Here is a 24,141-nt window from a genome sequence, read left to right as displayed (position 1 = left end):
TTCCTGATTAATTCGTTCAATCTTTACTCTAGGCGTGGAGTGACACCATGGCCAATTTTAAGCGAATAACGCCTGAGCAGTTGCGTTCGCGCTACTGGTTCGATAATGCAGATCATCCTGGTACGACAGCGCTGTGCATTGAGCGCTATCTTAATTACGGCATTACGCTGGATGAACTGACCAGTGGTAAGCCGATTATTGGTATTTGCCAGTCAGGGTCTGATTTAACTCCCTGCAATCGCCACCACATTGAGTTGGTTAAGCGAGTTAAAGACGGCATTCGCGCTGCAGGTGGCGTGCCGTTTGAATTCCCTATGCACCCTATCCATGAAAATGTGCGGCGGCCTACTGCTGCGCTGGATCGCAACCTCGCCTACTTGGGCATCGTGGAAGTGCTGCACGGCTATCCGCTAGACGGCGTGGTATTGACCACCGGCTGCGATAAAACCACCCCTGCTGCACTCATGGCGGCGGCAACAGTCAATATTCCTGCCATTGTGCTTTCCGGCGGACCAATGCTTAACGGCTGGCGCGGTACCGAGCGGGTAGGCTCGGGTACGATTATCTGGGAACTACGCAAGCGCCTGGCAGCGGGCGATATCGACTACGCCGAGTTCCTGTCTCGCGCGAGTGATTCAGCGCCGTCGATAGGCCACTGCAATACCATGGGGACGGCGTCCACCATGAACTCGATGGCGGAAGTGCTGGGTATGAGCCTGCCCGGTTCGGCGGTGATACCGGCACCCTATAAAGAGCGTGCGATGGCGGCCTATGACACCGGAACAAGGATTGTCGATATGGTCTGGGAAGACCTGCGCCCGCTAGATATTCTGACCCGTGAAGCGTTTGAAAACGCCATTGTGGCGTGCTCGGCGCTGGGCGGCTCATCCAACGCGCCGGTACATATCAACGCGATTGCACGTCATGCGGGCATCGAGATGAATAATGATGACTGGCAGCGCTTAGGCCACGAAATACCGCTGCTGGCCAACGTGATGCCTGCCGGTGCTTTCCTTTGTGAAGAGTTTCACCGTGCTGGCGGTGTGCCCGCGATCCTTCATGAACTACAAACGGCAGGCAAGCTTCACAGCGATGCACTGACGGTCAACGGCCATTCGCTGGGCGATAATCTGCAGGGTCGGGAAACAAAGGACACTGATGTGATTTGTCGTTACGGCGATCCGCTGGTCGAGCACGCAGGCTTCCTCAATCTCAAGGGCAACCTGTTCGATTCGGCATTGATGAAAACCAGCGTGATCTCAAGAGATTTCCGCGAGCGCTTCCTGAATGACCCCAATGACCCTGAAGCCTTTGAAGGTAAAGTGGCGGTGTTTGATGGCTCGGAGGATTATCACGCCCGTATTGATGACCCGTCACTTAACATCGATGCGCGCACCATTCTTGTAATGCGCGGGGCAGGGCCGGTCGGCCACCCTGGCGGTGCAGAGGTGGTCAATATGCAGCCGCCGGAGGCGTTAATCAAACAGGGCATCGAATCACTGCCGTGTCTGGGCGATGGCCGTCAATCGGGCACGTCTGGCTCACCGTCGATTCTCAACGCCTCCCCTGAAGCTGCTACGGGCGGCGGTCTGGGGCTGCTTGAAAGCGGCGACCGGCTGCGGGTTGACCTTAAGCGTGGCGAGGTGCAGCTGCTAATTGACGCCGCTGAGCTGGAAATGCGCCGTGAACGTTTGGCAGAGCGGGGGGGGTACCGTTACCCCGGCCACCAGACGCCTTGGCAGGAGATCCAGCGTAGTATGGTTGAGCCGCTGGACCGCGGGATGACGTTAGAGCCAGCAACTAAATATCGCGATGTGGCCCGCAGGCATACGCCCAGGGACAATCATTAAATGAGCCGTTGGAGTGCCTTGTCCCATCGGCAGCAGGGTTTGCTGTTGACCGGTGGTGGCGCGATCATCATGGCGCCGGATGCCTTGCTGATTAAGGTGACCGACTTACCCGATGCGGAGATACTAATGTGGCGCGGTTTTCTCTCCGCGCTGGGCTTTTTGCTAATCGCCCTGTTGCGCTATGGCCGAGGCACCCTGGGAGCCTATCGTCGCTGCGGCTGGACCGGTATCGCCGTGGCGCTTTTGTTCAGTCTGACGACCTGCGGCTTTGTGCTTGGCAATCAATACACCAAGGCGGGCAATGTGCTGATGATCCTGGCCAGTTCGCCGATTATCGCCGCTGTGCTCTCCTGGATTATCCTCAAAGAGCGTTTGCCCCGGCGTACTTGGCTGGCGATTTGGCTCTGCATGGTTGGTATTGCGATGATCGCCCTGGATGATGCGGGTGCTGGATCATGGGTAGGCAACGCCTTTGCCTTGATGGCGGCGACCACCCTGGCGATTAATTTCACGCTCTGCCGCACGCGGCCAGGTGTGGATATGAGCCCGATGCTAGTGTTTAACGGCATTATTGTCGGCAGCACCGCTGGGTTGTTTTGGCTTGCAGGAAGCGAGCCGTCCCTGCCAGCAGCCAACCAGCTTGCTGTGGTGATTCTACTCTGTCTGATTATTGTACCCTGCGGCGTAACGCTGCTGCAGCGCGGGCCGCTCTACCTACCCTCTGCGGAAGTGGGCCTCCTATTATTGCTTGAAGTGGTGGTGGGCACGCTATTAGCTTGGTGGATTTTGGGTGAGCAACCCGCGCCTGTGGCGCTGATCGGCGGTAGTTTGGTTCTGGGTACTTTACTGGTCAAAGGGCTCTACGAACGGCGACTAGAAATGCGGCAGCGTGCCAGCGTGTCAACTGCGCCGTCGATAACAGCAGACCGGTCAAGTACGGTATGATTGTCAGGAATCGAAATAGGGTCTTATCGTAGTGACGTCATCTCCCAGTAAGCCAGTAGCTCGCCCCAGTATCGCCGAACATCTCGCCGAGGAAATCTTCGGTGGGCGCTATCATCCCGGTGACTTAGTGCCGCGTGAAATGGATCTATGCGAACGTTTTTCTATTAACCGCTCAGCGGTGCGTAGCGACCTGCGCCAGTTGGTTGAAGCAGGCATTATCGAGCGTATCTCCGGCCACGGTTCCAAAGTGCGCGAATACTCCGAGTGGCATATTCTTGACGTTCAGGTGACCGATTGGTTGACCCGCTATGCGGCGCCTAACCCGGAAATCCAGCGCGAGATTCTCGCCTTTCGCCTGGATGTAGAACCCTATGTGGCGATGACTGCCGCCAAGCGCGCCAAAGCACGTGATTTAGTCGCCATCGAAGAGGCCTTTGAAGGGCTGGGGCAGAATCTACGTAACGCCACCTGCGAGGAGGAACGGCGGCTGCATAGCGAGTGTGACGTTGCCTTCCACGAGGCGATTTTTAAAGCAACGCACAATATCGTCTGGGCACAGCTATCGCATATCCTGCGTCCTTCTATTTTCCTGCTGGTTTCCATGTCCAACGAGAATGCCGTAGACCCCGAAGAGAGCCTGGAGCGCCATCGTCAATTGATGGAGAGCATACGCCTGCGCCGTCCTCGGGAGGCATTTTTAGCCTCCCAAGCGGTGTTGGCAGGCACTGCCGCAGCGTTGGGGCTTGAGCACAGCTTCAGCTCATTAGGGCGCAGCATTGAGTTGCCCCACACTGCTCCATAACCCTATTTCAATGGTCAATAACAAAGGCAAGCGTATGTCTGACTTCAACCTCGGCTTGGTGGGCGTGGGTAAAATCGTCCGCGACCAGCACCTTCCCGCCATTGCCGCCACCCAGAGCTGTAACCTTATCGCCACGGCGGATCCCCACGCCTCACTGTCGGATCTTCCCGCTTATCAAAGCCTGGAGGCGATGCTCGACGCCCACCCTGAAATTACTGCGGTAGCGATCTGTACGCCGACCCATCTGCGCTACTCCCAGGCACGGGCGGCACTGGTGCGCGGCAAGCATGTGCTACTGGAAAAGCCGCCTGGGGCGACATTAAGCGAAGTGGAAGACTTGATTGACTGCGCTGAGAAACAGGGCGTTAGTCTGTTTGCCGCTTGGCACTCACGGTTTGCCCCCGGCGTGGCCCAGGCACAGCAGTGGTTAAAAGAGCGTCAGGTGCAGCGGGTTGAGATTGAGTGGAAGGAGGACGTACGGGTATGGCATCCAGGGCAGGCATGGATTTGGCAGCCGGGTGGCATGGGTGTTTTTGATCCTGGTATTAATGCGCTGTCGATTGCCACGGCTATTCTCCCTCAGCCGTTTTTTCTGCAACGGGCGCGGCTGCTGGTGCCGAGCAATGCGCAAACGCCGATTGCGGCGGAACTGGCATTTACCGACCCTAAAGGAGCGGTCATTGCGGCAGATTTCGACTTCCGCCAGAGCGGGCCGCCCACCTGGGATATGCATATCGAAACCGATGAAGGTCGTTTGAGCCTTACAAACGGTGGCTGTCGTCTGGTGATCAATGACGAAGTTATAATGGAAGCCGAAGAGCGCGAGTATCAAGGCCTCTATGCACGTTTTGCCGAGCTAATCGCAAATAAGCGCAGCGAGGTAGATGTTGCCCCGCTGCGCCAGGTCGCCGATGCATTTCTATACGGTCATCGTGAAACCACCGACGCTTTCGTTGAGTAACGCTCGAGCGACGTTCGTTTATTCACGCTTGCCATCGACCAGGCGTGATACGCCCGCCGGGTTGCCGTCACGAATCGCCTCGGGCAGGAGACCCTCTGGTAGCGCTTGGTAGCACACCGGGCGCAGGAAGCGGAAGATCGCCGCGCTGCCCACCGAGGTGGTGCGTGAATCCGACGTCGCCGGATAAGGGCCGCCGTGAACCATGGCGTGACATACTTCTACACCCGTCGGCCAACCGTTGGCCAGGATGCGTCCTGCTTTGCGCTCCAGCGTTGGCATCAATTGCTTAGCCGTCGCCAAGTCAGCGTCATCCATCTGCAGCGTAATGGTGAGCTGGCCTTCCAGCTGAGCCGCCACACGGGCCACTTCCTGGTCATCGGCACAGGCGATGACCAGAGAAGTTGAGCCGAACACTTCTTCCTGTAACGTGGGATCACTCAGGAAAGCGTCTGCCTGGGTAACGAACAGCCCCGCTTGGCAGGGGTGAGCTGTCTCACCTGCCTGACCACGGGCGACCTCGGTGACCTTGTCGTGGCTGGCGAGCCGACCCATGCCCTGCTGGTAAGCGTCATGAATGCCCGGCGTGAGCATGGTTTGGCCTGCGCTACCCTTAACGCCTGCACCAGCGGCCTCCACAAAGGCATCCAGCTCCGGACCTTCCACCGCAATGACCAGCCCGGGGTTAGTGCAGAACTGCCCAGCGCCCATGTTGAGCGAGCCGACAAACCCTTCAGCAATCTCCTTGCCACGCGCCTTGAGCGCTTCGGGCAGCAGAAACACCGGGTTGATCGAACTCATTTCGGCATATACTGGGATCGGTTGCGGCCGTGCCTGGGCAGTGGCCATCAAGGCCGTGCCACCGCTGCGCGAACCGGTAAAGCCAACGGCTTGAATGCGCGGGTCGGCTACCAGTGCCTGACCGATCTCTTTGCCAGAACCGAACAGCAGTGAAAAGACGCCCTCTGGCAGATCACATTTGGCAACGGCACGCTGAATAGCGCGACCGACCAGCTCGGAAGTGCCGGGGTGGGCAGAGTGGCCTTTGACGACCACAGGGCAGCCTGCGGCTAGGGCAGAGGCAGTATCGCCACCGGCCACACTGAAGGCGAGCGGGAAGTTGCTAGCACCAAACACAGCTACCGGGCCCAGCCCAATATGGCGCTGGCGCAGGTCGGCACGGGGTAGCGGCTCACGATCGGGCATGGCCGGATCGATGCGCACATCTAACCACTCCCCGGCGCGTACGACCGAGGCGAACAGCCGCAACTGGCCACAGGTGCGACCCCGTTCGCCTTCTAGGCGCGGGCGGGGCAAACCGGTTTCGGCCATAGCACGCTCAACCAGCTCATCACCGATCCCTTCGATTTCAGCGGCAATGGTTTCAAGGAATGTGGCCCGCGCCTCTAAGCCGGTTTCGCGATAGCTATCAAAGGCTGCTTCGGCTAGCGCGCAGGCCTGCTCAACCTCGGCTTTGCTGCCACCCGGGTAGGCGGGGCTAAGCGTTTCGCCAGTGGCGGGGTTAACGGCTTGAATGTCGGCCTGTTGGCCGCTGATGGCCTGCTGACCAATCAGTAATTTACCTTCCAGAGTCATACATCCTCCTGCTGGCTTGATTTACTTTCGCTGATTTACTTGCGTTAGAGCGCTTTAACGGTGACCGCGGGTGTATCTGTTTCTATCCGGAGCGAATTACGCAGAGGGCGACCGAACTCGTTAATACATATCTCAAAGCGGTCGCCTTCGCGTACCTTAATATTGTCAGCAAAGCTTAGCGTAGCAGTGCCGAAAAAGTGCACGTGGACATCGCCAGGGCGTCGGAAGCCAGAGTATTTAAAGTGATGATATTCAAGGTTGGCCAAGCTATGGGCCATGTTGGCTTCGCCGGTCAAAAAAGGCTTCTTCCATAAGGTCTCGCCATTGCGCTGAATAGAGCTGGTGCCTTCTAAATGGGCCGGAAGCTCGCCAATCAACAGCTCGGGGCCAAAACTGCAGGCGCGGAGCTTGGAGTGAGCCAGCCATAGGTAATTGAAGCGCTCGGTGACATGGTCAGAAAACTCGTTACCAATCGCATACCCGACTCTCCAGGGTAGACCCTCCTCGCCAATAACGTAAAGGCCGGCAAGCTCGGGCTCCTCGCCAGCATCTTGCGCGAATGCCGGCGAGGGGATTTCTGCCTCCGGCGCCATCACGCACTGGCCATCGCCTTTGTAGAACCATTCAGGCTGCGCACCCATCTCGCCCGCGTTGGGTTTGCCGCCTTCCACGCCTAGCTTGAACATGCGCATGGAGTCGGTCATGTCTTCTTCAGCCGCTTGGGCCTGTTTTTGAGACTGAGCGTGCATGGCCGAACGGGTGTCGGCGCTGCCCAAATGGGTAAGGCCTGTGCCGGTAACCAGACAATGAGCTGGGTCGGGATGGGTCAGTGGCGGCAGCAAGCGCTTATCGTCTACTAACGCTTGATAGTCGAGGCGGGTGTCGGTCATTGCGGCGGTTATCGCGTCGCTCATCGGTTGGCCAGCACTAATGGCACGGTTGGCTAACGTATAGGTATCGCAGTCGAGCAGCCTAACCTGCTCTTCGCTCTCGACCAGGGCGGCGTGGACCTGGCCCTGGTGGTCACACTGAATCAGACGCATAGGCTATTCCTAACACTTATTGTTATGAGAAGGGAGTTAGACAAAATAATTTTGAGAACACATAGAGCATCTAATGTTGAACATTTAAATAAATTGTTCAACATAAACTTTTGTATGGCTGGTTAATAAAACGGGTCTTATTTCCTAGCGTCTATTGCTCGCTAAGCGCCCTGCGCAATAATTTCCCGCAGTGTGCTCATCAATACAGCGGCGCCGGGCGAGAGGCGCTGGTGGCGCAGACTGACCAGCCCATAAGGTTGAACGCTGAGCGTTTCGCTGAAGGGCAACAAATGAAACCGCTGCGGTGGGCAGAGCAGGTCAGCAACTTCCCGGGTGGTGACCGTAATGGTGTCTGATTTATCGACTAGCGCTAGCGATAGCAGCAGGTCCGCAGCATCGACGATCTGGCGCGGCGGCACGACCTGATGGTGCAGAAACAGGCTATCCACCCGCTGGCGCATCAGTGCACCGGTGGGCTGCAGTGACCAGGGGTAGGCTGCCATATCCGCTAGACTCAGCGGCGTTTTGTCCGCTAATGGATGCCCCTTGCGGCATACAAAACACAACTCTTCCTCACCAATCTCCTCAAATACAAAGCGTTCGGCATCGATGCCTGCTGGAATGCGTGTGATCGCAAAATCCAGCTCGCCTTCCAATAAGCGCGGCACCAACACTTTGCTGACATCCACATCAACGCTGATCTTTAGCCCTGGCCGGTCTCGATGCACACGCTCAATCGCGCTGGTCAGTAGCGTTACTGCTGGCGCCATTACCGTGCCCACTGCCACCGTGCCTGCACTGCCCGCGCTAAGCGCGTTCAACTCTTCACCGGTATGATGTAAGGCCGAGAGCATGCTGTGGGCGTGGCGAATCATAATCTCGCCGTACCAGTTAGGGGTTAGCCCGCGTGGGTGTCGTTCAAATAAACGAATGCCTAGATTGGCTTCCAGGTCGCTCAGTAGCTTTGACGCAGCGGGCTGGCTCATATTGAGCTGGGAAGCGGCACGATGCAGATTGCGCTGCTCGTCCAGAGCTAAAAATAGCTGAAAATGGCGCAACTTTAGTCGCACGTCTAGAAACCAGTTCTCGCCGAGAACGCCCATGGGATAAGCCTTGTTTTGTTATTGATACTTAGAAGTATATCGATAGTGATGCGTTTGTATATTGGTTGGTTATGACGGATTTCTCTACTGTAGGGAGTGTATTGGCGTTAAGGATGCTGGCTTAACAGCCTCCACTAACAACAAAAGTATGTCTCCAGGAGAATGCTCATGCCTCTCATGTACAGCCAAGTATTAAGAAGTGGGTCGCCATTGCTGCTCAGTGCTATTGCCGCGATGCTAATGGTAAGCCCAGCGCAAGCGCAGAATGACTCTGAAACCGCTGACAGCATCCAGACGTCGGTGTTTGGCCATCTGCCGGATGGCCGTCAGGTCGATGTCTACCAGTTTACCAACAGCAATGGCGTTGAACTGCGGGTGATCAACTACGGCGGTATCATCGTGTCGCTGAAAACCCCCAATGTCGCGGGTGAGTTCGACGACATCGTACTGGGTTTTGACTCCCTGGAGGCCTACCTCTCTGAAGAGTACCGTCAGGCCAACCCCTATTTCGGCGCCATCATTGGGCGCTACGGCAATCGCATCGCGGGTGGTCAGTTCTCGCTCAATGGCGACACTTACTCACTGGCCACCAACGATGGTAGCAATCATCTGCACGGTGGCGATCAGGGTTTCGATAAAGTGCTGTGGCAGGCCGAACCGTTCGAGAATGATGAAGGCACGGGCCTTGTGCTGCGTTACACCAGCGAGGATGGCGAAGAGGGCTACCCCGGTAAGTTGGAGACCGAAGTCACCTATACGCTGACCGATAATGACGAACTGATGGTTGATTACCGGGCTGTGACTGACAAGGCGACACCGGTCAACCTCACCCAGCACAGTTACTTCAACCTTAAAGGCGAGGGCAGCGACAGCATTCTCGACCATCAGTTGATGATTAATGCCTCGGCATTCACCCCGGTAAACGAGTCACTGATTCCCACCGGCGAGATCCGCTCGGTGGAAGGTACACCGTTCGACTTTACCCAGGCGACCGCCATCGGTGAACGGATTGAGCAGGATAACGAGCAGCTCGATTTCGGAGGCGGTTATGACCACAACTTTGTACTTAACCGCGAAGAGGCCGCGCAGGGTGAGCTGGTATTGGCCGCTAAGGTATGGGAGCCGCAGAGTGGCCGCATGCTGGAAGTTTCCACTACCGAGCCAGGCATCCAGTTCTATTCCGGTAATTTCCTTGATGGCAGCCTGACTGGTAAGCAGGGCCAAGCCTACGAACATCGCTCCGGCTTTGCATTAGAAACCCAGCACTACCCCGACTCCCCCAATCAGGAGGCGTTTCCTAGCACGATTTTGGAGCCGGACGAGACGTATCGCTCACGCACGGTTTACCGCTTTTCTGCGCAACAGGATTTTGATTCATAACGCCCAGTAAGCTTGTAATAAAAAACTAATTATCAATAAAAACAACGCTACAAATCGCAGGAGTATAACAATGAAATTGACGACAACGTTTACCCGTTTAGCACTTGGTAGCGCGATTATGCTGGCCTCGCTGGGGTCCGTTCAGGCGCAGGAAGATGAAGTGAAGATTGGCTTTATCGTCAAGAAACCCGAGCAAGCGTGGTTTATCAATGAACAGGAAGCGGCCACGGCAGCCGGTGAAGAGCTTGGCTTTGAAGTCGTGCGCCTGGGTGGCGAAGACGGCCAGGAAGTACTCAGCGCGATTGATAACCTCTACTCCCAAGGTGCCGAAGGGTTTGTGATCTGCCCACCGGATGTACGCCTAGGGCCCGCGATCATGAACCGTGCCGAGCAGTACGGTATGAAAGTCGTCACCGTGGATGACCAGTTTGTGACCTCAAGCGGTGAACCGATGGAAGGCGTGCCGCACCTGGGGATGTCGGGTACCAAGATTGGCCAGCAGGTAGGCGAAGCCATTGCCGCTGAAATGGAAGCACGCGGTTGGAATCCCGAAGAGGTTGCCGCACTGCGCATTACCAATAATGAATTACCTACCGCCGTTGAGCGTACCGATGGCGCCACCGAGGCGCTGCTGGCATCGGGCTTCTCTGAAGAAAATATTTTTGACGCGCCCCAGCAGAGCACCGACACCAGCGGGGCTTTTTCAGCCGCGTCGCCGGTGCTTTCCCAGCACGGCGATTACGAGCATTGGGTGATCTACGCCCTTAATGAAGAGAGTGTACTCGGCGGCGTGCGGGCTACCGAACAGTACGGCTTAGCACCCGAGGATGTGATTGGGGTAGGCATTAACGGCTCCGGCGCTGCCTTTGCGGAGTTCTCACGCGATAACCCCACTGGTTTCCATGGCACCGTGGCAGTGAGTTCTACGATGCATGGCCGCCAAACAGCCGAAGATCTCTACCGCTGGATTAGCGAAGGTGAAGAGCCACCGGCCAATACTGAAACATCTGGCACGCTGATGACCCGGGATAACTGGCAAGAAGTGCGTGAAGAGCTGGGTCTATAAGGCGTTGGGCCTGTCACGTCTGCCGGAGTTGAATCATGTCTGATGCTTATCTACGTTTCGATGCGATTAGCGTCGTTTTCCCCGGCGTTCGTGCGTTGGATGGCGTGAGCTTTGCGGCTCACGCCGGCCAAGTGCATGCGCTGATGGGCGAGAACGGCGCAGGTAAATCCACCCTGCTCAAAGTGCTTAGCGGCGTTAACCGGGTTGCCGAAGGTGCACTCTGGATCGATGGGCGGCGCCATGTCTTTAACAACGCTCGGGAGGCGCTGCGCGAGGGGATCGCGATTATCTATCAGGAGCTGACGCTCTCACCCAATATGTCGGTGGCCGAAAACCTGCTGCTAGGGCAGCTGCCCACACGGGGGGGATTTGTAAACCGCCGTCAGTTGCGCGAGAAAGCACTGGCAATACTGGCCGATCTGGGTGAGGGGGAGATCCATCCCTCGACCAAGGTGCGCGACCTCTCTATCGGCCAACAGCAAATGATCGAAATTGGTCGCGCGCTGTTGCGTGACGCCAAGGTTATTGCCTTCGATGAACCCACCAGCAGTCTCTCGATTCAGGAAATTCGCCAGCTTAAGCGCATCGTCAAACGACTGCGTGACGAAGGCCGGGTGGTGCTCTACGTCACCCACCGCATGGAAGAGGTGTTCGAGATGTGCGATGCGGTCACTATTTTCCGTGATGGCCAGCACATCCGAACCCACGAGGACATGTCCGAGCTAAATCATGATCTTTTAGTAAGTGAAATGGTTGGCCGCGATATTGACGATGTCTACGGCTATCGCGCTCGTGATCATGGCGATGTGATCCTGAACGTCGAAGGAATTCAGGGGCGAGGGCTCAACGCGCCGGTGAGTTTCTCCGTTAAACGGGGCGAAGTGTTCGGTCTGTTTGGGTTGGTGGGTGCGGGGCGTAGTGAGCTGTTGCGGCTGGTGTGCGGGGTCGAGTCCCCGAAGGCAGGCAGTGTTCACTTTAACGGTGAAACACGACGTTTTAAAAGCCCCGCCGAGGCGATTCGTGCCGGTATTGCCATGTGCCCAGAGGACCGAAAATCCCAGGGGATCTTCCCAGTGGCCAGCGTGGCCGACAACCTCAATATCAGCTGTCGGCGTTTCTTCAAACGCTGGGGGATTTTCCGCCATCCGGGGCGCGAGCGGCGCAACGCCGAGTCGTATATCCAGCAACTCAGTGTTAAAACGCCGGGCCCGCGCACGCCGATCGGCAAACTTTCCGGCGGCAACCAGCAAAAGGTGATTCTGGCCCGCTGGCTTGCCGAGGAGATCGATCTATTTGTGATGGACGAGCCGACCCGAGGTATTGATGTCGGTGCGCGGCGGGATATTTACTCGCTGCTCTACGACTTGGCTGAACAAGGCAAAAGCGTTGTGGTGATCTCTAGTGACCTGGCCGAGGTCAGCTCGATTTGCGACCGCATTGCCGTGATGCGTGACGGAGAGCTGGTGGAAGTGGTGCCGCGTGAGTCGGCCACCCCGGAGCGCCTGCTGGGGTTGGCGCTACCCGCCTAAGTCGGTTTTTCAGTACTTTTTTAAGAGACAGGTTCAGGACAAACACTATGACAACCAACAATGTAACCCAAGGCGATACCACGCCTGCACGCCCAGCGGGGCGCCAGGGGCTCATCAAACCGCTGCGTACGCTGCTCGACACCTCAGGACTAATTGCCGTTTTCTTGCTGTTGTTTGTGGCGTTAGCAGTACTCATTCCTGACTTTCTGACCGGGCGAAATATGGTCGGGCTCCTGCTCTCGATCACGCTGATCGGCAGCTTGGCGACCACCATGATGCTAGTACTCGCCCTGGGCGAGGTGGATCTTTCGGTGGCTTCCATCGTGGCCTTTGCGGGGGTAGTTGCGGCGGTGGTGACCTCCAGTACCGGTAGCGTTTTTATCGGTGTTATTGGTGGCGTTGTGGCAGGCGGTGCGGTAGGTGCTTTCAATGGCCTGGTGATTGCCAAGTTCGGCATTAATTCACTGATTGCGACCCTGGCCGCGATGGAATTCGTCCGTGGGCTTGCCTACATCACCTCCGGTGGTGACGCCGTCATGATTACCGTGCCGGGCTTCTTCGACTTGGGGAGCGCTTCATTTCTAGGCCTGACGTTACCGGTGTGGACCATGTTGGCCTGTTTTGTCATTTTTGGCGTAGTACTCAATATGACCTCTTTCGGGCGCAATGTGCTGGCCACAGGCGGTAATTCGGAAGCTGCTTCATTAGCGGGGGTTAATGTCCGCCGTCTCAAAATTATCGTCTTCGGACTGCAGGGTGTTGTGGCCGGTGTGGTCGGCGTGCTGCTGGCATCGCGCATGGGGTTAGGCGATCCCAATACCTCCATGGGCCTGGAGCTGGCGGTGATCTCCGCCTGTGTGCTGGGCGGCGTGGCGCTATCCGGCGGTGTGGCCACCATTACCGGCGTGGTGGTCGGTGTGCTGATTATGGGCTGCGTGCAGAACGCCATGGGCCTGCTCAACGTGCCGACCTTTTACCAATACCTGGTGCGTGGTGCGATTCTGCTGCTGGCGGTGATGTTTGACCGTTGGAAACAGACCCGCCGTCAGCGGGCCTGACGCTTAAACCGTTCCCCCTTTTATTAGTTAGTCATTTTTTTCCCGGTTTGTACGGAGGCTTTGTTATGTCTGATCGTCAGCGCCCATTACGCTCGGCCCAGTGGTTCGGCACCGCCGATAAAAACGGCTTTATGTACCGCAGTTGGATGAAAAACCAGGGCATCCCCGACCATGAGTTTCAGGGCAAGCCGATCATCGGCATCTGCAATACCTGGTCGGAATTGACGCCTTGCAATGCTCACTTCCGTAAGCTGGCGGAGCACGTAAAGCAGGGCGTGCTGGAGGCGGGCGGCTACCCGGTGGAGTTCCCGGTGTTTTCCAACGGCGAGTCCAACCTGCGCCCCACTGCGATGTTTACCCGCAACCTGGCGAGCATGGACGTGGAAGAGGCGATTCGAGGCAACCCCATTGATGCGGTGGTGCTACTGGTCGGTTGCGACAAGACCACCCCGGCGCTGCTGATGGGCGCGGCGAGCTGCGATATTCCCACCATCGTGGTCACTGGCGGGCCGATGCTCAACGGCAAGCACAAGGGCAAGGATATTGGCTCCGGCACCGTGGTTTGGAAGCTCTCCGAGCAGGTCAAGGCGGGTGAAATTTCCCTGCACGATTTTATGGCCGCGGAAGCCGGCATGTCTCGCTCGGCGGGCACCTGCAACACCATGGGCACCGCCTCCACCATGGCCTGTATGGCCGAATCGCTGGGCACGTCGCTGCCCCACAACGCGGCGATTCCGGCAGTCGATTCCCGCCGCTACGTGCTCGCCCATTTATCGGGTAACCGCATCGTCGAAATGGTCAACGAAGATCTACGACTCTCCAAAATCCTCACCAAGGAAGCCTTCGATAACGCCATTCGCACCAACGCGGCGATTGGTGGCTCCACCAACGCGGTGATTCATCTCAAAGCGATTGCCGGACGCATCGGTGTGGATCTCACCCTGGACGACTGGAGCCGAGTGGGTCGCGGCACGCCCACGGTGGTCGATCTGCAACCCTCGGGGCGGTTTTTGATGGAGGAATTCTACTATGCCGGTGGTTTGCCTGCGGTGCTCAGGCGCCTGGGTGAGGCCGACCGGCTGCCCTTCAAGGACGCGCTGACCGTCAACGGCAAAACGCTTTGGGAGAACGTTCAGGACGCGCCGCTCTACAACGACGAGGTGATTCGAAAGCTTGATAATCCGCTCACCGCGGACGGCGGCATCTGCGTGGTGCGCGGCAACCTGGCGCCCAACGGCGCGGTGCTTAAGCCCTCGGCCGCAACAGCTGAGCTGATGCAGCATCGCGGTCGCGCGGTGGTGTTCGAGGACTTCGACGACTACAAGGCGCGCATCAACGACCCTGATCTCGACGTGGAAGCCAATGACATTCTGGTGATGAAGCACTGCGGTCCGCGGGGCTATCACGGCATGGCGGAGGTGGGCAATATGGGCCTGCCGCCCAAGATTCTCGCCCAGGGCATCACCGACATGGTGCGCATTTCCGACGCCCGCATGAGCGGCACGGCGTATGGCACCGTGGTGCTGCACGTGGCGCCCGAAGCAGCCGCCGGTGGCCCGCTGGCGGCAGTACGCAACGGCGACTGGATCGAGCTTGACTGCGAAAGCGGCCGATTGCATCTTGATATCAGCGATGAAGCGCTGGCCGCGCGCTTAGCCGAAAGCGACCCGACTGCCGCCTCGACACTGATTGCTAGCCAGGGCGGCTATCGCCAGCTCTATATTGAGCGGGTGCTGCAAGCCGACGAAGGCTGCGACTTCGACTTCCTGGTGGGCTGCCGGGGATCAGACGTACCGCGGCATTCGCATTAACTAACGGAGCTGGCCTGGCTCTCCGACAGCGTCTGGGCATCGGTGGCGTGTAGCGCCATGGCGATACCGCCCATGCAGGTCATGTCGCGATCCCAGGCGCAGCTTTCGATACGGGTGGTACCTCTTAGCTCAGCCACCAGGGCATCATCGATGGCGTGATGCATGGCGGCCTGCATGGCGTCAAAACCACGCACGCCGGAACCGGTAATCAGCACCAGGTCGGGGTTAAACAGCGCCAGGATATTGGCGATGCCATAACCCAACGCTCGGCCCGCTTCGGCGTAGATATGCTGCATCGCTGGGTCGCCGTTCAACGCCTGTTGGGTCAACGCCTGCATCTGCAGCTCTGAAGGGTGAGCGCTGTCGCCACCGCTAGGTAACGCTATATGGTCGGCGGCGGCGCGATAGAGCGCATAGTCGCTGGCATAAGCTTCAATGCATCCCCGTCTTCCGCAGGCGCATAGGGCGCCGCCAGGCTGATATTTGCTGTGCCCAAACTCCGCTGCTGAGCCATTGGCGCCAAGATAAGGCACGCCGTTAATCAATACCGACATGCCGATGCCGTAGCCCAACATAATGACCACCAGGTTGGGGCAACCCGCATAGTCGGGCTTTGCCGCGAGTACGCTGGCAATGCAGTTGGCATCGTTTTCCAGCAAGACGCTGCAGTGAAAACGCTCGGCTAATTGTGCCGAGATCGGTGAGTTTCGAAAGCTTAAAGCGGGTGACCAGATAATCGTGCCGCTTTGCGAAGAGACCACCCCCTGCACGGCCAAACAGATCCCTGCCAAGCGTTGAAATTCGTTTAGCTGTTGTGCGCAAACAGTGCTGATCTTCTCTTCCAGCAGCGTTTCCAGGTCGTCGGCGCTAAGCGTCAGGGTGGGCACCGCGTGGTGCTCGCTATGGCGTACCTGACCCGAAAAATCGCCCACCACTAGCTGAATCTCGTTGATCGATAACTTGATGCATACCACGCAGGCCGCTTGTGGGTTGAGCTCAACTAGCGTCTTGGGTCGCCCCCGTCCGGAGGGGCGGGGTGTTTCGGGTGGGCGTTCAGTGATCAGCCCCTGCTGGAGCAGCTCGGCGCTGATGGAGGTCACTGTGGCTGAGCTGATGCCATTCAGCGCACCCAGGTCAACGCGAGCAACCGGCCCTTGGTCTCGCAGGGTACGGATAACCGCCAGCGTGTTGTCATAGCGACTGGTATCTGTCGACGGAAGCGCCATAAAAAGTGCCGTTATTGTTCGAGGTGAAAAATTACAAAATGCGACCTAAGTTGCATATGCATTTATTTATTTTAGCACCTAAAGTAAATAAAGCATCGCACGACAGCAAATAATGTGGGAAAGCCTTAAACGCATAATAACAACAGTAACGATAGGTGGCTCCATGCTCTTATCAGCGCGCAAACTCTGCCGCTCATTTGGCAATAACCAGGTCTTATTCGACGTTGATCTCGATCTGCAGGCGGGCGAAGTGCATGCCTTGCTGGGCGAGAACGGCGCGGGAAAATCGACGCTGGTCAAAATTCTGGCCGGTTATCTTCGCCCCACCTCCGGCGAGGTGTTGGTGGACGGCCGCCAACGACATTACCGCTCCAGCGGTGAGGCGGAAGACGACGGTGTGGTGATGATTCACCAGGAACTGGCACTGGCGGAACAGCTCAGTGTAGAGGAGAACATCTTCCTGGGCCGCGAACTGCGCCGGGGCTTGTTTCTAGACCGACGCGCCATGCGGCAACAGAGCCGGGCGGCGCTGGCAGAGCTTGAAACGCATGTTGATCCACGCGCCCGCGTGAAAGACCTCAGCACCTCAGACCAGCAAATGGTGGAAATCGCCAAGGCGATCACCCGTGATGTGCGCGTGCTGATCATGGACGAACCCACCGCCACCTTGACTGAAAACGAAGTAAAGGTGCTGTTTGCACTGATCGACCGCCTGCGCCAGCGGGGCGTGGCCATTTTGTATATCTCCCACAAGTTGCGTGAAATCGAGCAAATCGCTGACCGTGTGACGGTACTGCGCGACGGCCACTTAGTGGATAGCGGCCCCATGGCCGGGCGCAGCAAAGAGGAGTTGGCGCGGTTGATGGTAGGGCGTGAAATTACTGAAATGTATCCGCCTCGTACGCAGCTTCCTGACGATGCGCCGGTGGTATTGGAAGTGCGCGATATGGTGGTGCCCGGCGCTGTTAAGCATGCCAGCTTTACCCTGCGCCGGGGCGAGGTGCTCGGATTCGGCGGCATCGTGGGGGCGGGGCGCACCGCATTTATTGAAGCGGTGCTGGGCTTGCGTCGCAAAAACGCCGGGCAGGTGCTGCGCAACGGCCAGCCGGTGGTCATGCGCCACCTGCGCGATGCGGTACACCAGCGCATTGCCTATCTCACCGAGGACCGCAAAGGCAAAGGTCTAGTGCTCAATATGGATCTGCGCTCCAACGTTACCTTGCTCAACCTGCGCGCTCACTGCCATCCATTAATTGACCGCCGCCGTGAAGAGCAAGCCTTTCAACAGGCGATTGAACGCTTCGATATTCGGCTGCGCACCGCTGCTCGCACCGCCGCTGAACTCTCTGGCGGCAACCAGCAGAAGCTGCTGCTCGCCAAAGTTATGTCCATCGACCCCGAAATCGTGATTATCAATGAACCGACGCGTGGCATCGATGTGGGCACCAAACATCAGATTTATCACTTTATCCGCGAGCTAACAGATTCAGGCTGCTCGGTGATTCTGATCTCGTCGGAGATGGGCGAGCTGATTGGGCTATCCCACCGAGTGGCGGTGATGTGTGCCGGCGTTCTCACTGGCGTACTTGAAGGTGAGCAGATTAACGAACAAGAAATCATGCAGTACGCATCCGGCATTAAGGGAGTAGGGGTAGATGAGCAGCGTCATGGCTAATAACAAAAAGTCCGATAACACAACGACCCAGCAACGAATGCCCGCCTCAAAACGGTTCGCTGTTGACCTAAAAACCTGGGGGCCGTTTGTGGCGCTGTTGGCGCTGGCGGTACTGGGTGTGCTGATCAACCCGGCGTTTCTGGGGCTGGATAACCTTTCGAACATGCTCACCCGCAGTGCCTTTATCGGCATTATCGCCATCGGCGCCACCTTTGTGATTACCGCCGGTGGGCTGGATCTTTCCGTGGGGGCCATGGCGGCCTTTATTGCCGGGGTGATGATTATTCTGATGAACAGCCTCGTGGAACAGTTCGGCGCGGGGTGGACCACGGTGCTATTGGGGATAGGGGCGTCGCTGCTGCTGGGGATATGCGCTGGGTTTATCAACGGCATTGTGACGACGAAAGGCAAGATCGAAGCGTTTATTGTCACTCTCGGCACTATGGGGATTTACCGTTCGCTAGTGACCTACCTTTCTGATGGCGGAACGCTGACGCTGGACTGGGCAGTACGGGATATTTACCGGCCGGTGTATTACGGCAGCTTCCTGGGCATCACCATACCTGTGTGGGTATTTTTAGCAGTGGCCGTCATCGGCTACATCTTGCTCAATTACACGCGCTTTGGGCGCTACTGCTTTGCCATCGGCTCTAATGAAAAGGTCGCCGAATACAGTGCCATCCATGTGGATCGCGTGAAAACCCTGACCTACATGCTGCAAGGCGTGTGTGTGGCGCTGGCAACGATTATTTATGTGCCGCGTTTGGGTTCTGCCTCGGGGGCTACCGGGGTGCTCTGGGAGCTTGAAGCGATTGCCGCGGTGATTATTGGCGGGACCATGCTGAAGGGTGGACATGGGCGCATTTGGGGCACGGTGGTGGGCGCCATCATGCTCACCATGATTGGCAATATTCTCAATTTGACCGACGCCATTTCCAACTATCTCAACGGCACGGTGCAGGGGATCATCATCATTGTGGCGGTCTATCTGCAGCGTGCATCGTGGAGGAAAACAGGACCATAAACTCACTCGCTAACAGCGCAACATCAACGACAAGCAGCACGCAACATAACAAGTACAAACACGAAAGGAGCATCACCATGCGAACCATCAAGACAGCAGTGAAGGCCTGCGTCACTACCGCAGCATTCGCCTCAGCCATAGGGCTCTCCGGCGCCGCGGTTGCCCAGGAGGTCACTATCGGTGTCTCCATTCCCGCCGCCACCCATGGTTGGACAGGCGGCGTCAACTATCACGCCGAAGAGGCTAAAAAACGCCTTGAGGAGCTCTATCCCGACATTGAGATCACTATCTCCACGGCGGGCACAGCTGGCGAGCAAGCCAATGACCTGGAAGATCTAGTCTCACTGCGCAACATCGATGCCTTAGTCGTGCTGCCATTTGAGTCGGGCCCACTGACTGACCCGGTGCGCCGGGTTAAAGACTCAGGCGTGTTCGTCACGGTGGTCGATCGTGGGCTAACCGAAGAGGGTATCGAAGACCTTTATGTGGCGGGCAACAATCATGAGTTAGGTCGCGTTTCCGGCGAATACATCCGTGAGCAACTGGAAGATGAAGGCGATATTGTGGTGCTGCGGGGTATTCCCACGGTGATTGACGACGAGCGTGTGCAAGGTTTCCAAGAGGCGATCGAAGGCTCTGAGATCAATATTCTCGATATGCAGCACGCCAACTGGAATCGCGATGATGGCTTCGAGGTCATGCAGGACTACCTGGCACGCTTCGAGAACATTGATGCCGTTTGGGCGCAGGATGACGACATTGCGCTGGGTGTCATTGAGGCGGTACGTCAAGCAGACCGTGAAGATGAGCTGTTTATCGTCGGTGGGGCGGGCATGAAGGACATTATCAAACGGGTCATGGACGGTGATGAGCTGGTGCCGGTGGACGTGTTGTATCCGCCTGCCATGATCGCCACCGCGATGGATCTGACCGTGCAGCACTTTGTCTCCAATGGCCCCGTGCTGGGCGAATACATTCTGGGTTCGCCGCTGATTACCCAGGAGAACGCCGAGCAGTACTACTTCCCCGATTCGCCGTTCTGATCGCGTGTTGATTGCTTATTGATTGAGTCGTCATTAATAGGCGCGGGAAAACAGCATTACTTCTTCCCGCGCCTACCTAAGCGCTTAATCCAAACAATATTGAGAGAGTCCTATGAAAACCATCAAAGGGCCAGCGCTCTTTCTCGCCCAGTTCGCCGGTGACGATACACCTTTTAATAGCCTGGATAGCATTGCGGCCTGGGCGGCAGGGTTAGGTTATAAAGGTGTGCAAATTCCCAGTTGGGATGCCCGCCTATTCGATTTAAAGCGCGCCGCTGAAAGCCGCACCTACTGCGATGAGATCAAAGGCACCCTGGCTGAACACGGCTTAGCACTCACCGAACTCTCCACCCACCTTCAGGGCCAGTTGGTGGCGGTGCACCCGGCTTATGATGAGATGTTCGATGGCTTTGCAGTACCCGAAGTGCGCGGTAATCCCAAAGCGCGCCAGGCGTGGGCCGTCGAACAGCTAAAGCTTGCTGCCCAGGCATCACAAAACCTCGGCCTAACCGACCACGGCACCTTTTCGGGCTCGCTGGCGTGGCCGTACGTCTATCCTTGGCCCCAGCGCCCGGCAGGATTGATCGAAACCGCGTTCGATGAGCTGGCGAAACGCTGGCGGCCGATTCTGGACGCCTTTGACGAGGCGGGGGTGAACCTCTGCTACGAGATCCACCCCGGCGAAGATCTCCACGACGGCATCACCTTTGAGATGTTCCTCGAACGGGTCGGCAATCATCCGCGTTGCCACGTTCTTTATGACCCCAGTCACCTGATTCTGCAGCAGCTCGACTACCGCGGCTTTCTGGACGTGTACCGCGATCATATTCAGATGTTTCACGTTAAGGACGCCGAGTTTAACCCCAACCCCAAGCAGGGCGTCTACTCCGGCTATCAGGCGTGGACGCAGCGTGCGGGCCGTTTCCGCTCCCTGGGCGATGGCCAGATCGACTTCAAGGCGATCTTCTCGTGGATGGCGGCCAACGACTACCACGGCTGGGCGGTGCTGGAGTGGGAGTGCTGCTTGAAGCATCCAGAAGTCGGTGCTCGCGAAGGCGCCACCTTTATTCGCGACCACATTATTGAGGTCACCGAGCGGGCGTTTGATGACTTCGCCGACGGCGGCTCCGACCAGGCCGCCAATCGGCGCATCCTCGGTCTTTAATAACGTGCCTCAATTAATTCAACCCCATTAATTCAACGACAGCGGAGGGCAATACGACATGAGCACTCAACACGACACGCCGCGTCGGCTGCGCCTGGGCATGGTCGGCGGTGGCCAGGGAGCGTTTATCGGCGGGGTGCACCGTATCGCCGCCCGACTGGATGACCACTTTGAGCTGGTGGCCGGCGCCTTTGCCTCTGACCCTGATCGCAGCCGGGCCGCCGCTGCTGAGCTGCACGTGGCCGCTGATCGGGCCTATCCCGATTATCAAACCATGGCCGAAGCGGAGCGTAAGCGATCAGACGGCATTGATGTGGTCGCCATTGTGACCCCCAACCATGTGCACTTCGACGTAGCGCGCACCTTTCTCGAAGCGGGCTTTCACGTGATCTGCGATAAGCCAATGACGATCACCCTGGACGAGGCGCAAACCCTCGCCGAGCTGGTGGAACGGACGGGACTGTTCTTTGGCTTGACCCATAACTACTCCGGCTACTCGCTGGTTCGCCAGGCTAGAGAGATGATCGCCAACGGTGAGCTGGGCGAGCTGCGCGTGGTCCAGGTGGAGTACCCGCAAGACTGGCTTTCCACCCGGTTAGAAGAGAGCGGGGTGAAGCAGGCCGAGTGGCGCACCGACCCCAAACGCAGCGGCCCGGCAGGTTGTTTGGGCGATATTGGCACCCACGCCTACCACTTGGCGCGCTACGTTACCGGGTTGCAACTGGAGTCACTCGCCGCCGATATGCACACCTTTGTCGAAGGGCGAGCGTTGGATGACAACGTACATATGCTGCTGCGCTTCAAGGGCGGCGCGCGGGGCATGCTGTGGTCGAGCCAGGTCGCACCGGGCAACGAAAACGACCTGCAGCTGCGCGTTTATGGCAGCAAAGGTGGCCTTGCCTGGCGCCAGGAAAATCCCAATCAGTTGGAGCATTCGCCGCTGGGTGAGCCCACGCGGCTATTGACCCGCAACGGCCCCGGCCTGGGGGATGCCGCCTTGGCAGCCGCGCGTATTCCACCGGGGCATCCGGAAGGCTACCTGGAGGCGTTTGCTCAGCTTTATCGTGATTTCGCCGTGCAGATTCATGCCCATCAACGCGGGGAAAGTGCCAACGCAGTGGCGATGCCAACGCCCGGCGTCACTGATGGTGTCGATGGTTTGACGTTCATTACCCGCGCACTGGCCTCGTCCGCCGCCGGTGGGCAGTGGGTGGATATGTAGAAACGGTCTTCGGCAATAACAATAATGGGAAGAGAGACACCTATGAACCAACCTTCAGCGCGCTATGCGAGCCTTGAGCAGCGGGTGGTTTTTATTACCGGCGGTGGCAGTGGCATCGGAGCTTCGCTTACCCGCGCCTTTCATCACCAGGGCGCCCGGGTGGTGTTTGTCGATATCGACGATGAAGCCAGTGAGGCGTTGGTCTCGGAACTAAGCGCCGAGACAGGCGAAGCGCCGCGCTTTCATCACTGTGATATTCGCGATGTGTCAAGCCTACAGCAGGTTATCGCCGAGACCGGCCAGCACCTCGGGCCAATCCATACCCTGATTAACAATGCGGCTAGTGATGACCGCCACGCCTGGCAGGATGTCGATGTTGCCTATTGGGATGAGCGCATGTCGCTCAATCTGCGGCCGATGTTCTTTGCCGCTCAAGCCGCTGCTGAACAAATGATGCAAGCCGGCGGTGGTTCGATCATCAACTTTGGCTCGGTTAGCGTGCAAATGGCGCTGGGTGGTTTGCCCGCTTATGTGACTGCTAAAGCGGCAGTGCACGGGCTTACCCGCAGCCTGGCACGGGACCTGGGTGAGCATAATATCCGCGTTAATACTCTGGTGCCCGGCGCGGTGATGACCGAACGTCAGCTCGAAAAGTGGATTAGTCCCGAGGACGAAATCACCATTCAAGAGCGCCAGTGCCTAAAAATGCGCCTTGAGCCCCAGCATATCGCACCTGCCGTACTGTTTTTAGCCAGCAACGAAAGCCAGGCAATCTCAGGCCAGGCATTGACGGTAGATGCTGGCTGGGGTTAGGTGAAAATGCAGGCAATGATGTAAATAATCTTGGCGTTAAGAAAGGAGTGGATGGCTACTTGATGAGTTACTACATTGAGTATTTATCTCATGCTGTTAGTGGTGACATATCAACTGTGGTAGGTGATGGAAATTTTAAATTACTACCTACTATCGCTTGACCGATACAGATTCATCTACTAGTTTAACTTCTGTACAGGTAGAGTAAGTTAAATCTTACCTTGCAAGTGAAGCCAAATAGGAGAAGGTATCATGATGAAGAAGGATTCTTTCAAAAAACTAGGCATTCTAGGCGTATCTTTTGCTTTGATGGCCAGCCCGTTAGCTTTTGCAGAGATGCAGGATGATGACGAGCCGAAAACTGGTACTAAGCAAGAAACTGATATTAATAATGAGGAAGGTTTAACGAATTCTTCTGAATTTGAAGAAGGTTCAGACCAAGATCCTACCGTCGGTCACGATGTAGACGACCCGAAAACAGGGACTCGCCAGCAATCTGATCTAGATGAGCAAGGTGTAGAGGTTTCCACTGGCGATGAAGGCGACGACGAACCGATTCCTGGTACTGGCGGGCAAACTGACGTAGATACCGGAACGCGTGGTCAGCCTGATCTTGATGAAGATGATGATGAAGAATAAGACTTTGTTCTAGGTTTTGAGGATATTATCAGCAGCAGGTAAAATTGTTTTAGATGAATCCAATAAAGATTCGATCTGTTATTTGCTGCAATGCTATTTATTTAAAAGTGTAATTCCTCAAATACCTTGATGAGTCTCAAATGCCCCGCCCTAGCGGGGCATTTTGCGTTATGTGCCATGCTGAGCGCTGCTT

20 protein-coding genes are annotated in these 24,141 nt (G+C 57.1%); 16 read left to right on the top strand and 4 right to left on the bottom strand.

Features of this window, described 5'->3' with window-relative positions:
* Positions 1–47 precede the first annotated feature (47 nt).
* Genes ACW44H_RS16780 through ACW44H_RS16765 form a run of 4 tightly spaced genes read left to right on the top strand, consistent with a single transcriptional unit; the run spans position 48 to position 4,558 of the window.
* Positions 48–1,850, top strand: coding sequence for an IlvD/Edd family dehydratase (locus ACW44H_RS16780; protein WP_457505677.1), 1,803 nt, complete (start codon positions 48–50; stop codon positions 1,848–1,850).
* Positions 1,851–2,795, top strand: coding sequence for a DMT family transporter (locus ACW44H_RS16775; RefSeq protein ID WP_457505676.1), 945 nt, complete (start codon positions 1,851–1,853; stop codon positions 2,793–2,795).
* 31 nt (positions 2,796–2,826) lie between these two features.
* Positions 2,827–3,597 carry a FadR/GntR family transcriptional regulator gene (locus ACW44H_RS16770; protein WP_457505675.1) on the top strand — a complete coding sequence of 257 codons (771 nt, stop codon included), beginning with the start codon at positions 2,827–2,829 and terminating at the stop codon, positions 3,595–3,597.
* Positions 3,598–3,631: 34 nt separating this feature from the next.
* Complete coding sequence (locus ACW44H_RS16765; protein ID WP_457505674.1) at positions 3,632–4,558, top strand: Gfo/Idh/MocA family protein; 927 nt, start codon at positions 3,632–3,634, stop codon at positions 4,556–4,558.
* Between the two features lie 18 nt (positions 4,559–4,576).
* Here the strand turns inward: ACW44H_RS16765 and ACW44H_RS16760 are convergent, their stop codons facing one another.
* The 3 genes from ACW44H_RS16760 to ACW44H_RS16750 form a co-directional block, all read right to left on the bottom strand.
* On the bottom strand, positions 4,577–6,151 hold the full coding sequence (locus tag ACW44H_RS16760) for an aldehyde dehydrogenase (NADP(+)) (RefSeq protein ID WP_457505673.1): 1,575 nt from the start codon (positions 6,149–6,151) through the stop codon (positions 4,577–4,579).
* Positions 6,152–6,195: 44 nt separating this feature from the next.
* Complete coding sequence (gene araD1 / locus ACW44H_RS16755) at positions 6,196–7,194, bottom strand: AraD1 family protein (RefSeq protein WP_457505672.1); 999 nt, start codon at positions 7,192–7,194, stop codon at positions 6,196–6,198.
* A gap of 161 nt (positions 7,195–7,355) precedes the next feature.
* Positions 7,356–8,297 (bottom strand): LysR substrate-binding domain-containing protein, encoded by a 942-nt coding sequence (locus tag ACW44H_RS16750; RefSeq protein ID WP_457505671.1) that lies wholly within the window; start codon positions 8,295–8,297, stop codon positions 7,356–7,358.
* Between the two features lie 168 nt (positions 8,298–8,465).
* Here ACW44H_RS16750 and ACW44H_RS16745 point away from each other — a divergent pair, with 168 nt between their 5' ends.
* From ACW44H_RS16745 to ACW44H_RS16725, 5 genes are all read left to right on the top strand, one after another.
* Positions 8,466–9,677 carry an aldose epimerase family protein gene (locus ACW44H_RS16745; RefSeq protein WP_457505670.1) on the top strand — a complete coding sequence of 404 codons (1,212 nt, stop codon included), beginning with the start codon at positions 8,466–8,468 and terminating at the stop codon, positions 9,675–9,677.
* 70 nt (positions 9,678–9,747) lie between these two features.
* Entirely contained in the window at positions 9,748–10,743 is a 996-nt protein-coding gene (locus ACW44H_RS16740) for an arabinose ABC transporter substrate-binding protein (protein WP_457505669.1), read from the top strand.
* Positions 10,744–10,778: 35 nt separating this feature from the next.
* A complete protein-coding gene (gene araG, locus ACW44H_RS16735; RefSeq protein ID WP_457505668.1) occupies positions 10,779–12,272 on the top strand; it encodes an L-arabinose ABC transporter ATP-binding protein AraG in 1,494 nt (497 codons plus the stop codon).
* A 47-nt stretch (positions 12,273–12,319) separates the two neighbouring features.
* The gene (araH, locus tag ACW44H_RS16730; protein WP_113269429.1) at positions 12,320–13,330 is read left to right on the top strand and encodes an L-arabinose ABC transporter permease AraH; all 1,011 of its coding nucleotides are present in this window, start codon (positions 12,320–12,322) and stop codon (positions 13,328–13,330) included.
* A 65-nt stretch (positions 13,331–13,395) separates the two neighbouring features.
* Positions 13,396–15,141: an IlvD/Edd family dehydratase gene (locus ACW44H_RS16725; protein ID WP_457505667.1), complete on the top strand. Its 1,746-nt coding sequence runs from the start codon at positions 13,396–13,398 to the stop codon at positions 15,139–15,141.
* On the opposite strand, the gene ACW44H_RS16720 is transcribed toward ACW44H_RS16725, so the two are convergent.
* On the bottom strand, positions 15,138–16,367 hold the full coding sequence (locus ACW44H_RS16720) for an ROK family protein (protein WP_457505666.1): 1,230 nt from the start codon (positions 16,365–16,367) through the stop codon (positions 15,138–15,140). The two genes, ACW44H_RS16725 and ACW44H_RS16720, sit on opposite strands and share 4 nt — an antisense overlap.
* Before the next feature lie 163 nt (positions 16,368–16,530).
* Between ACW44H_RS16720 and ACW44H_RS16715 the strand changes: the two genes are divergently transcribed.
* The 7 genes from ACW44H_RS16715 to ACW44H_RS16685 all read left to right on the top strand — a co-directional run bounded on the left by ACW44H_RS16715 (position 16,531) and on the right by ACW44H_RS16685 (position 23,948).
* A complete protein-coding gene (locus ACW44H_RS16715) occupies positions 16,531–18,042 on the top strand; it encodes a sugar ABC transporter ATP-binding protein (protein WP_457505665.1) in 1,512 nt (503 codons plus the stop codon).
* Positions 18,035–19,066, top strand: coding sequence for an ABC transporter permease (locus ACW44H_RS16710; RefSeq protein ID WP_457505664.1), 1,032 nt, complete (start codon positions 18,035–18,037; stop codon positions 19,064–19,066). The genes ACW44H_RS16715 and ACW44H_RS16710 overlap by 8 nt, the downstream gene beginning before the upstream one ends.
* 77 nt (positions 19,067–19,143) lie before the next feature.
* A complete protein-coding gene (locus tag ACW44H_RS16705) occupies positions 19,144–20,109 on the top strand; it encodes an ABC transporter substrate-binding protein (RefSeq protein WP_457505663.1) in 966 nt (321 codons plus the stop codon).
* 112 nt (positions 20,110–20,221) lie between these two features.
* Positions 20,222–21,274, top strand: a complete 1,053-nt coding sequence (locus ACW44H_RS16700) for a sugar phosphate isomerase/epimerase family protein (RefSeq protein WP_457505662.1) — start codon at positions 20,222–20,224, stop codon at positions 21,272–21,274.
* Positions 21,275–21,332: 58 nt separating this feature from the next.
* Positions 21,333–22,496: a Gfo/Idh/MocA family protein gene (locus tag ACW44H_RS16695; RefSeq protein WP_457505661.1), complete on the top strand. Its 1,164-nt coding sequence runs from the start codon at positions 21,333–21,335 to the stop codon at positions 22,494–22,496.
* 42 nt (positions 22,497–22,538) lie between these two features.
* Positions 22,539–23,309, top strand: a complete 771-nt coding sequence (locus ACW44H_RS16690; protein WP_457505660.1) for an SDR family NAD(P)-dependent oxidoreductase — start codon at positions 22,539–22,541, stop codon at positions 23,307–23,309.
* 252 nt (positions 23,310–23,561) lie between these two features.
* Positions 23,562–23,948 (top strand): hypothetical protein, encoded by a 387-nt coding sequence (locus ACW44H_RS16685; protein ID WP_457505659.1) that lies wholly within the window; start codon positions 23,562–23,564, stop codon positions 23,946–23,948.
* The last annotated feature ends 193 nt before the right edge of the window (positions 23,949–24,141 follow it).

This window comes from Vreelandella sulfidaeris Esulfide1, assembly GCF_054072535.1.
This window is presented reverse-complemented; position numbering and strand designations above follow the sequence as displayed.

Bases quoted from the DNA above. Each gene is read 5' to 3' on its own strand.
- ACW44H_RS16780 (WP_457505677.1), top strand. From the start codon at position 48: ATGGCCAATTTTAAGCGAATAACGCCTGAGCAGTTGCGTTCGCGCTAC.
- ACW44H_RS16775 (WP_457505676.1), top strand. From the start codon at position 1,851: ATGAGCCGTTGGAGTGCCTTGTCCCATCGGCAGCAGGGTTTGCTGTTG.
- ACW44H_RS16765 (WP_457505674.1), top strand. From the start codon at position 3,632: ATGTCTGACTTCAACCTCGGCTTGGTGGGCGTGGGTAAAATCGTCCGC.
- ACW44H_RS16760 (WP_457505673.1), bottom strand. From the start codon at position 6,151: ATGACTCTGGAAGGTAAATTACTGATTGGTCAGCAGGCCATCAGCGGC.
- araD1 (WP_457505672.1), bottom strand. From the start codon at position 7,194: ATGCGTCTGATTCAGTGTGACCACCAGGGCCAGGTCCACGCCGCCCTG.
- ACW44H_RS16750 (WP_457505671.1), bottom strand. From the start codon at position 8,297: ATGGGCGTTCTCGGCGAGAACTGGTTTCTAGACGTGCGACTAAAGTTG.
- ACW44H_RS16745 (WP_457505670.1), top strand. From the start codon at position 8,466: ATGCCTCTCATGTACAGCCAAGTATTAAGAAGTGGGTCGCCATTGCTG.
- ACW44H_RS16740 (WP_457505669.1), top strand. From the start codon at position 9,748: ATGAAATTGACGACAACGTTTACCCGTTTAGCACTTGGTAGCGCGATT.
- araG (WP_457505668.1), top strand. From the start codon at position 10,779: ATGTCTGATGCTTATCTACGTTTCGATGCGATTAGCGTCGTTTTCCCC.
- araH (WP_113269429.1), top strand. From the start codon at position 12,320: ATGACAACCAACAATGTAACCCAAGGCGATACCACGCCTGCACGCCCA.
- ACW44H_RS16725 (WP_457505667.1), top strand. From the start codon at position 13,396: ATGTCTGATCGTCAGCGCCCATTACGCTCGGCCCAGTGGTTCGGCACC.
- ACW44H_RS16720 (WP_457505666.1), bottom strand. From the start codon at position 16,367: ATGGCGCTTCCGTCGACAGATACCAGTCGCTATGACAACACGCTGGCG.
- ACW44H_RS16715 (WP_457505665.1), top strand. From the start codon at position 16,531: ATGCTCTTATCAGCGCGCAAACTCTGCCGCTCATTTGGCAATAACCAG.
- ACW44H_RS16710 (WP_457505664.1), top strand. From the start codon at position 18,035: ATGGCTAATAACAAAAAGTCCGATAACACAACGACCCAGCAACGAATG.
- ACW44H_RS16705 (WP_457505663.1), top strand. From the start codon at position 19,144: ATGCGAACCATCAAGACAGCAGTGAAGGCCTGCGTCACTACCGCAGCA.
- ACW44H_RS16700 (WP_457505662.1), top strand. From the start codon at position 20,222: ATGAAAACCATCAAAGGGCCAGCGCTCTTTCTCGCCCAGTTCGCCGGT.
- ACW44H_RS16695 (WP_457505661.1), top strand. From the start codon at position 21,333: ATGAGCACTCAACACGACACGCCGCGTCGGCTGCGCCTGGGCATGGTC.
- ACW44H_RS16690 (WP_457505660.1), top strand. From the start codon at position 22,539: ATGAACCAACCTTCAGCGCGCTATGCGAGCCTTGAGCAGCGGGTGGTT.
- ACW44H_RS16685 (WP_457505659.1), top strand. From the start codon at position 23,562: ATGATGAAGAAGGATTCTTTCAAAAAACTAGGCATTCTAGGCGTATCT.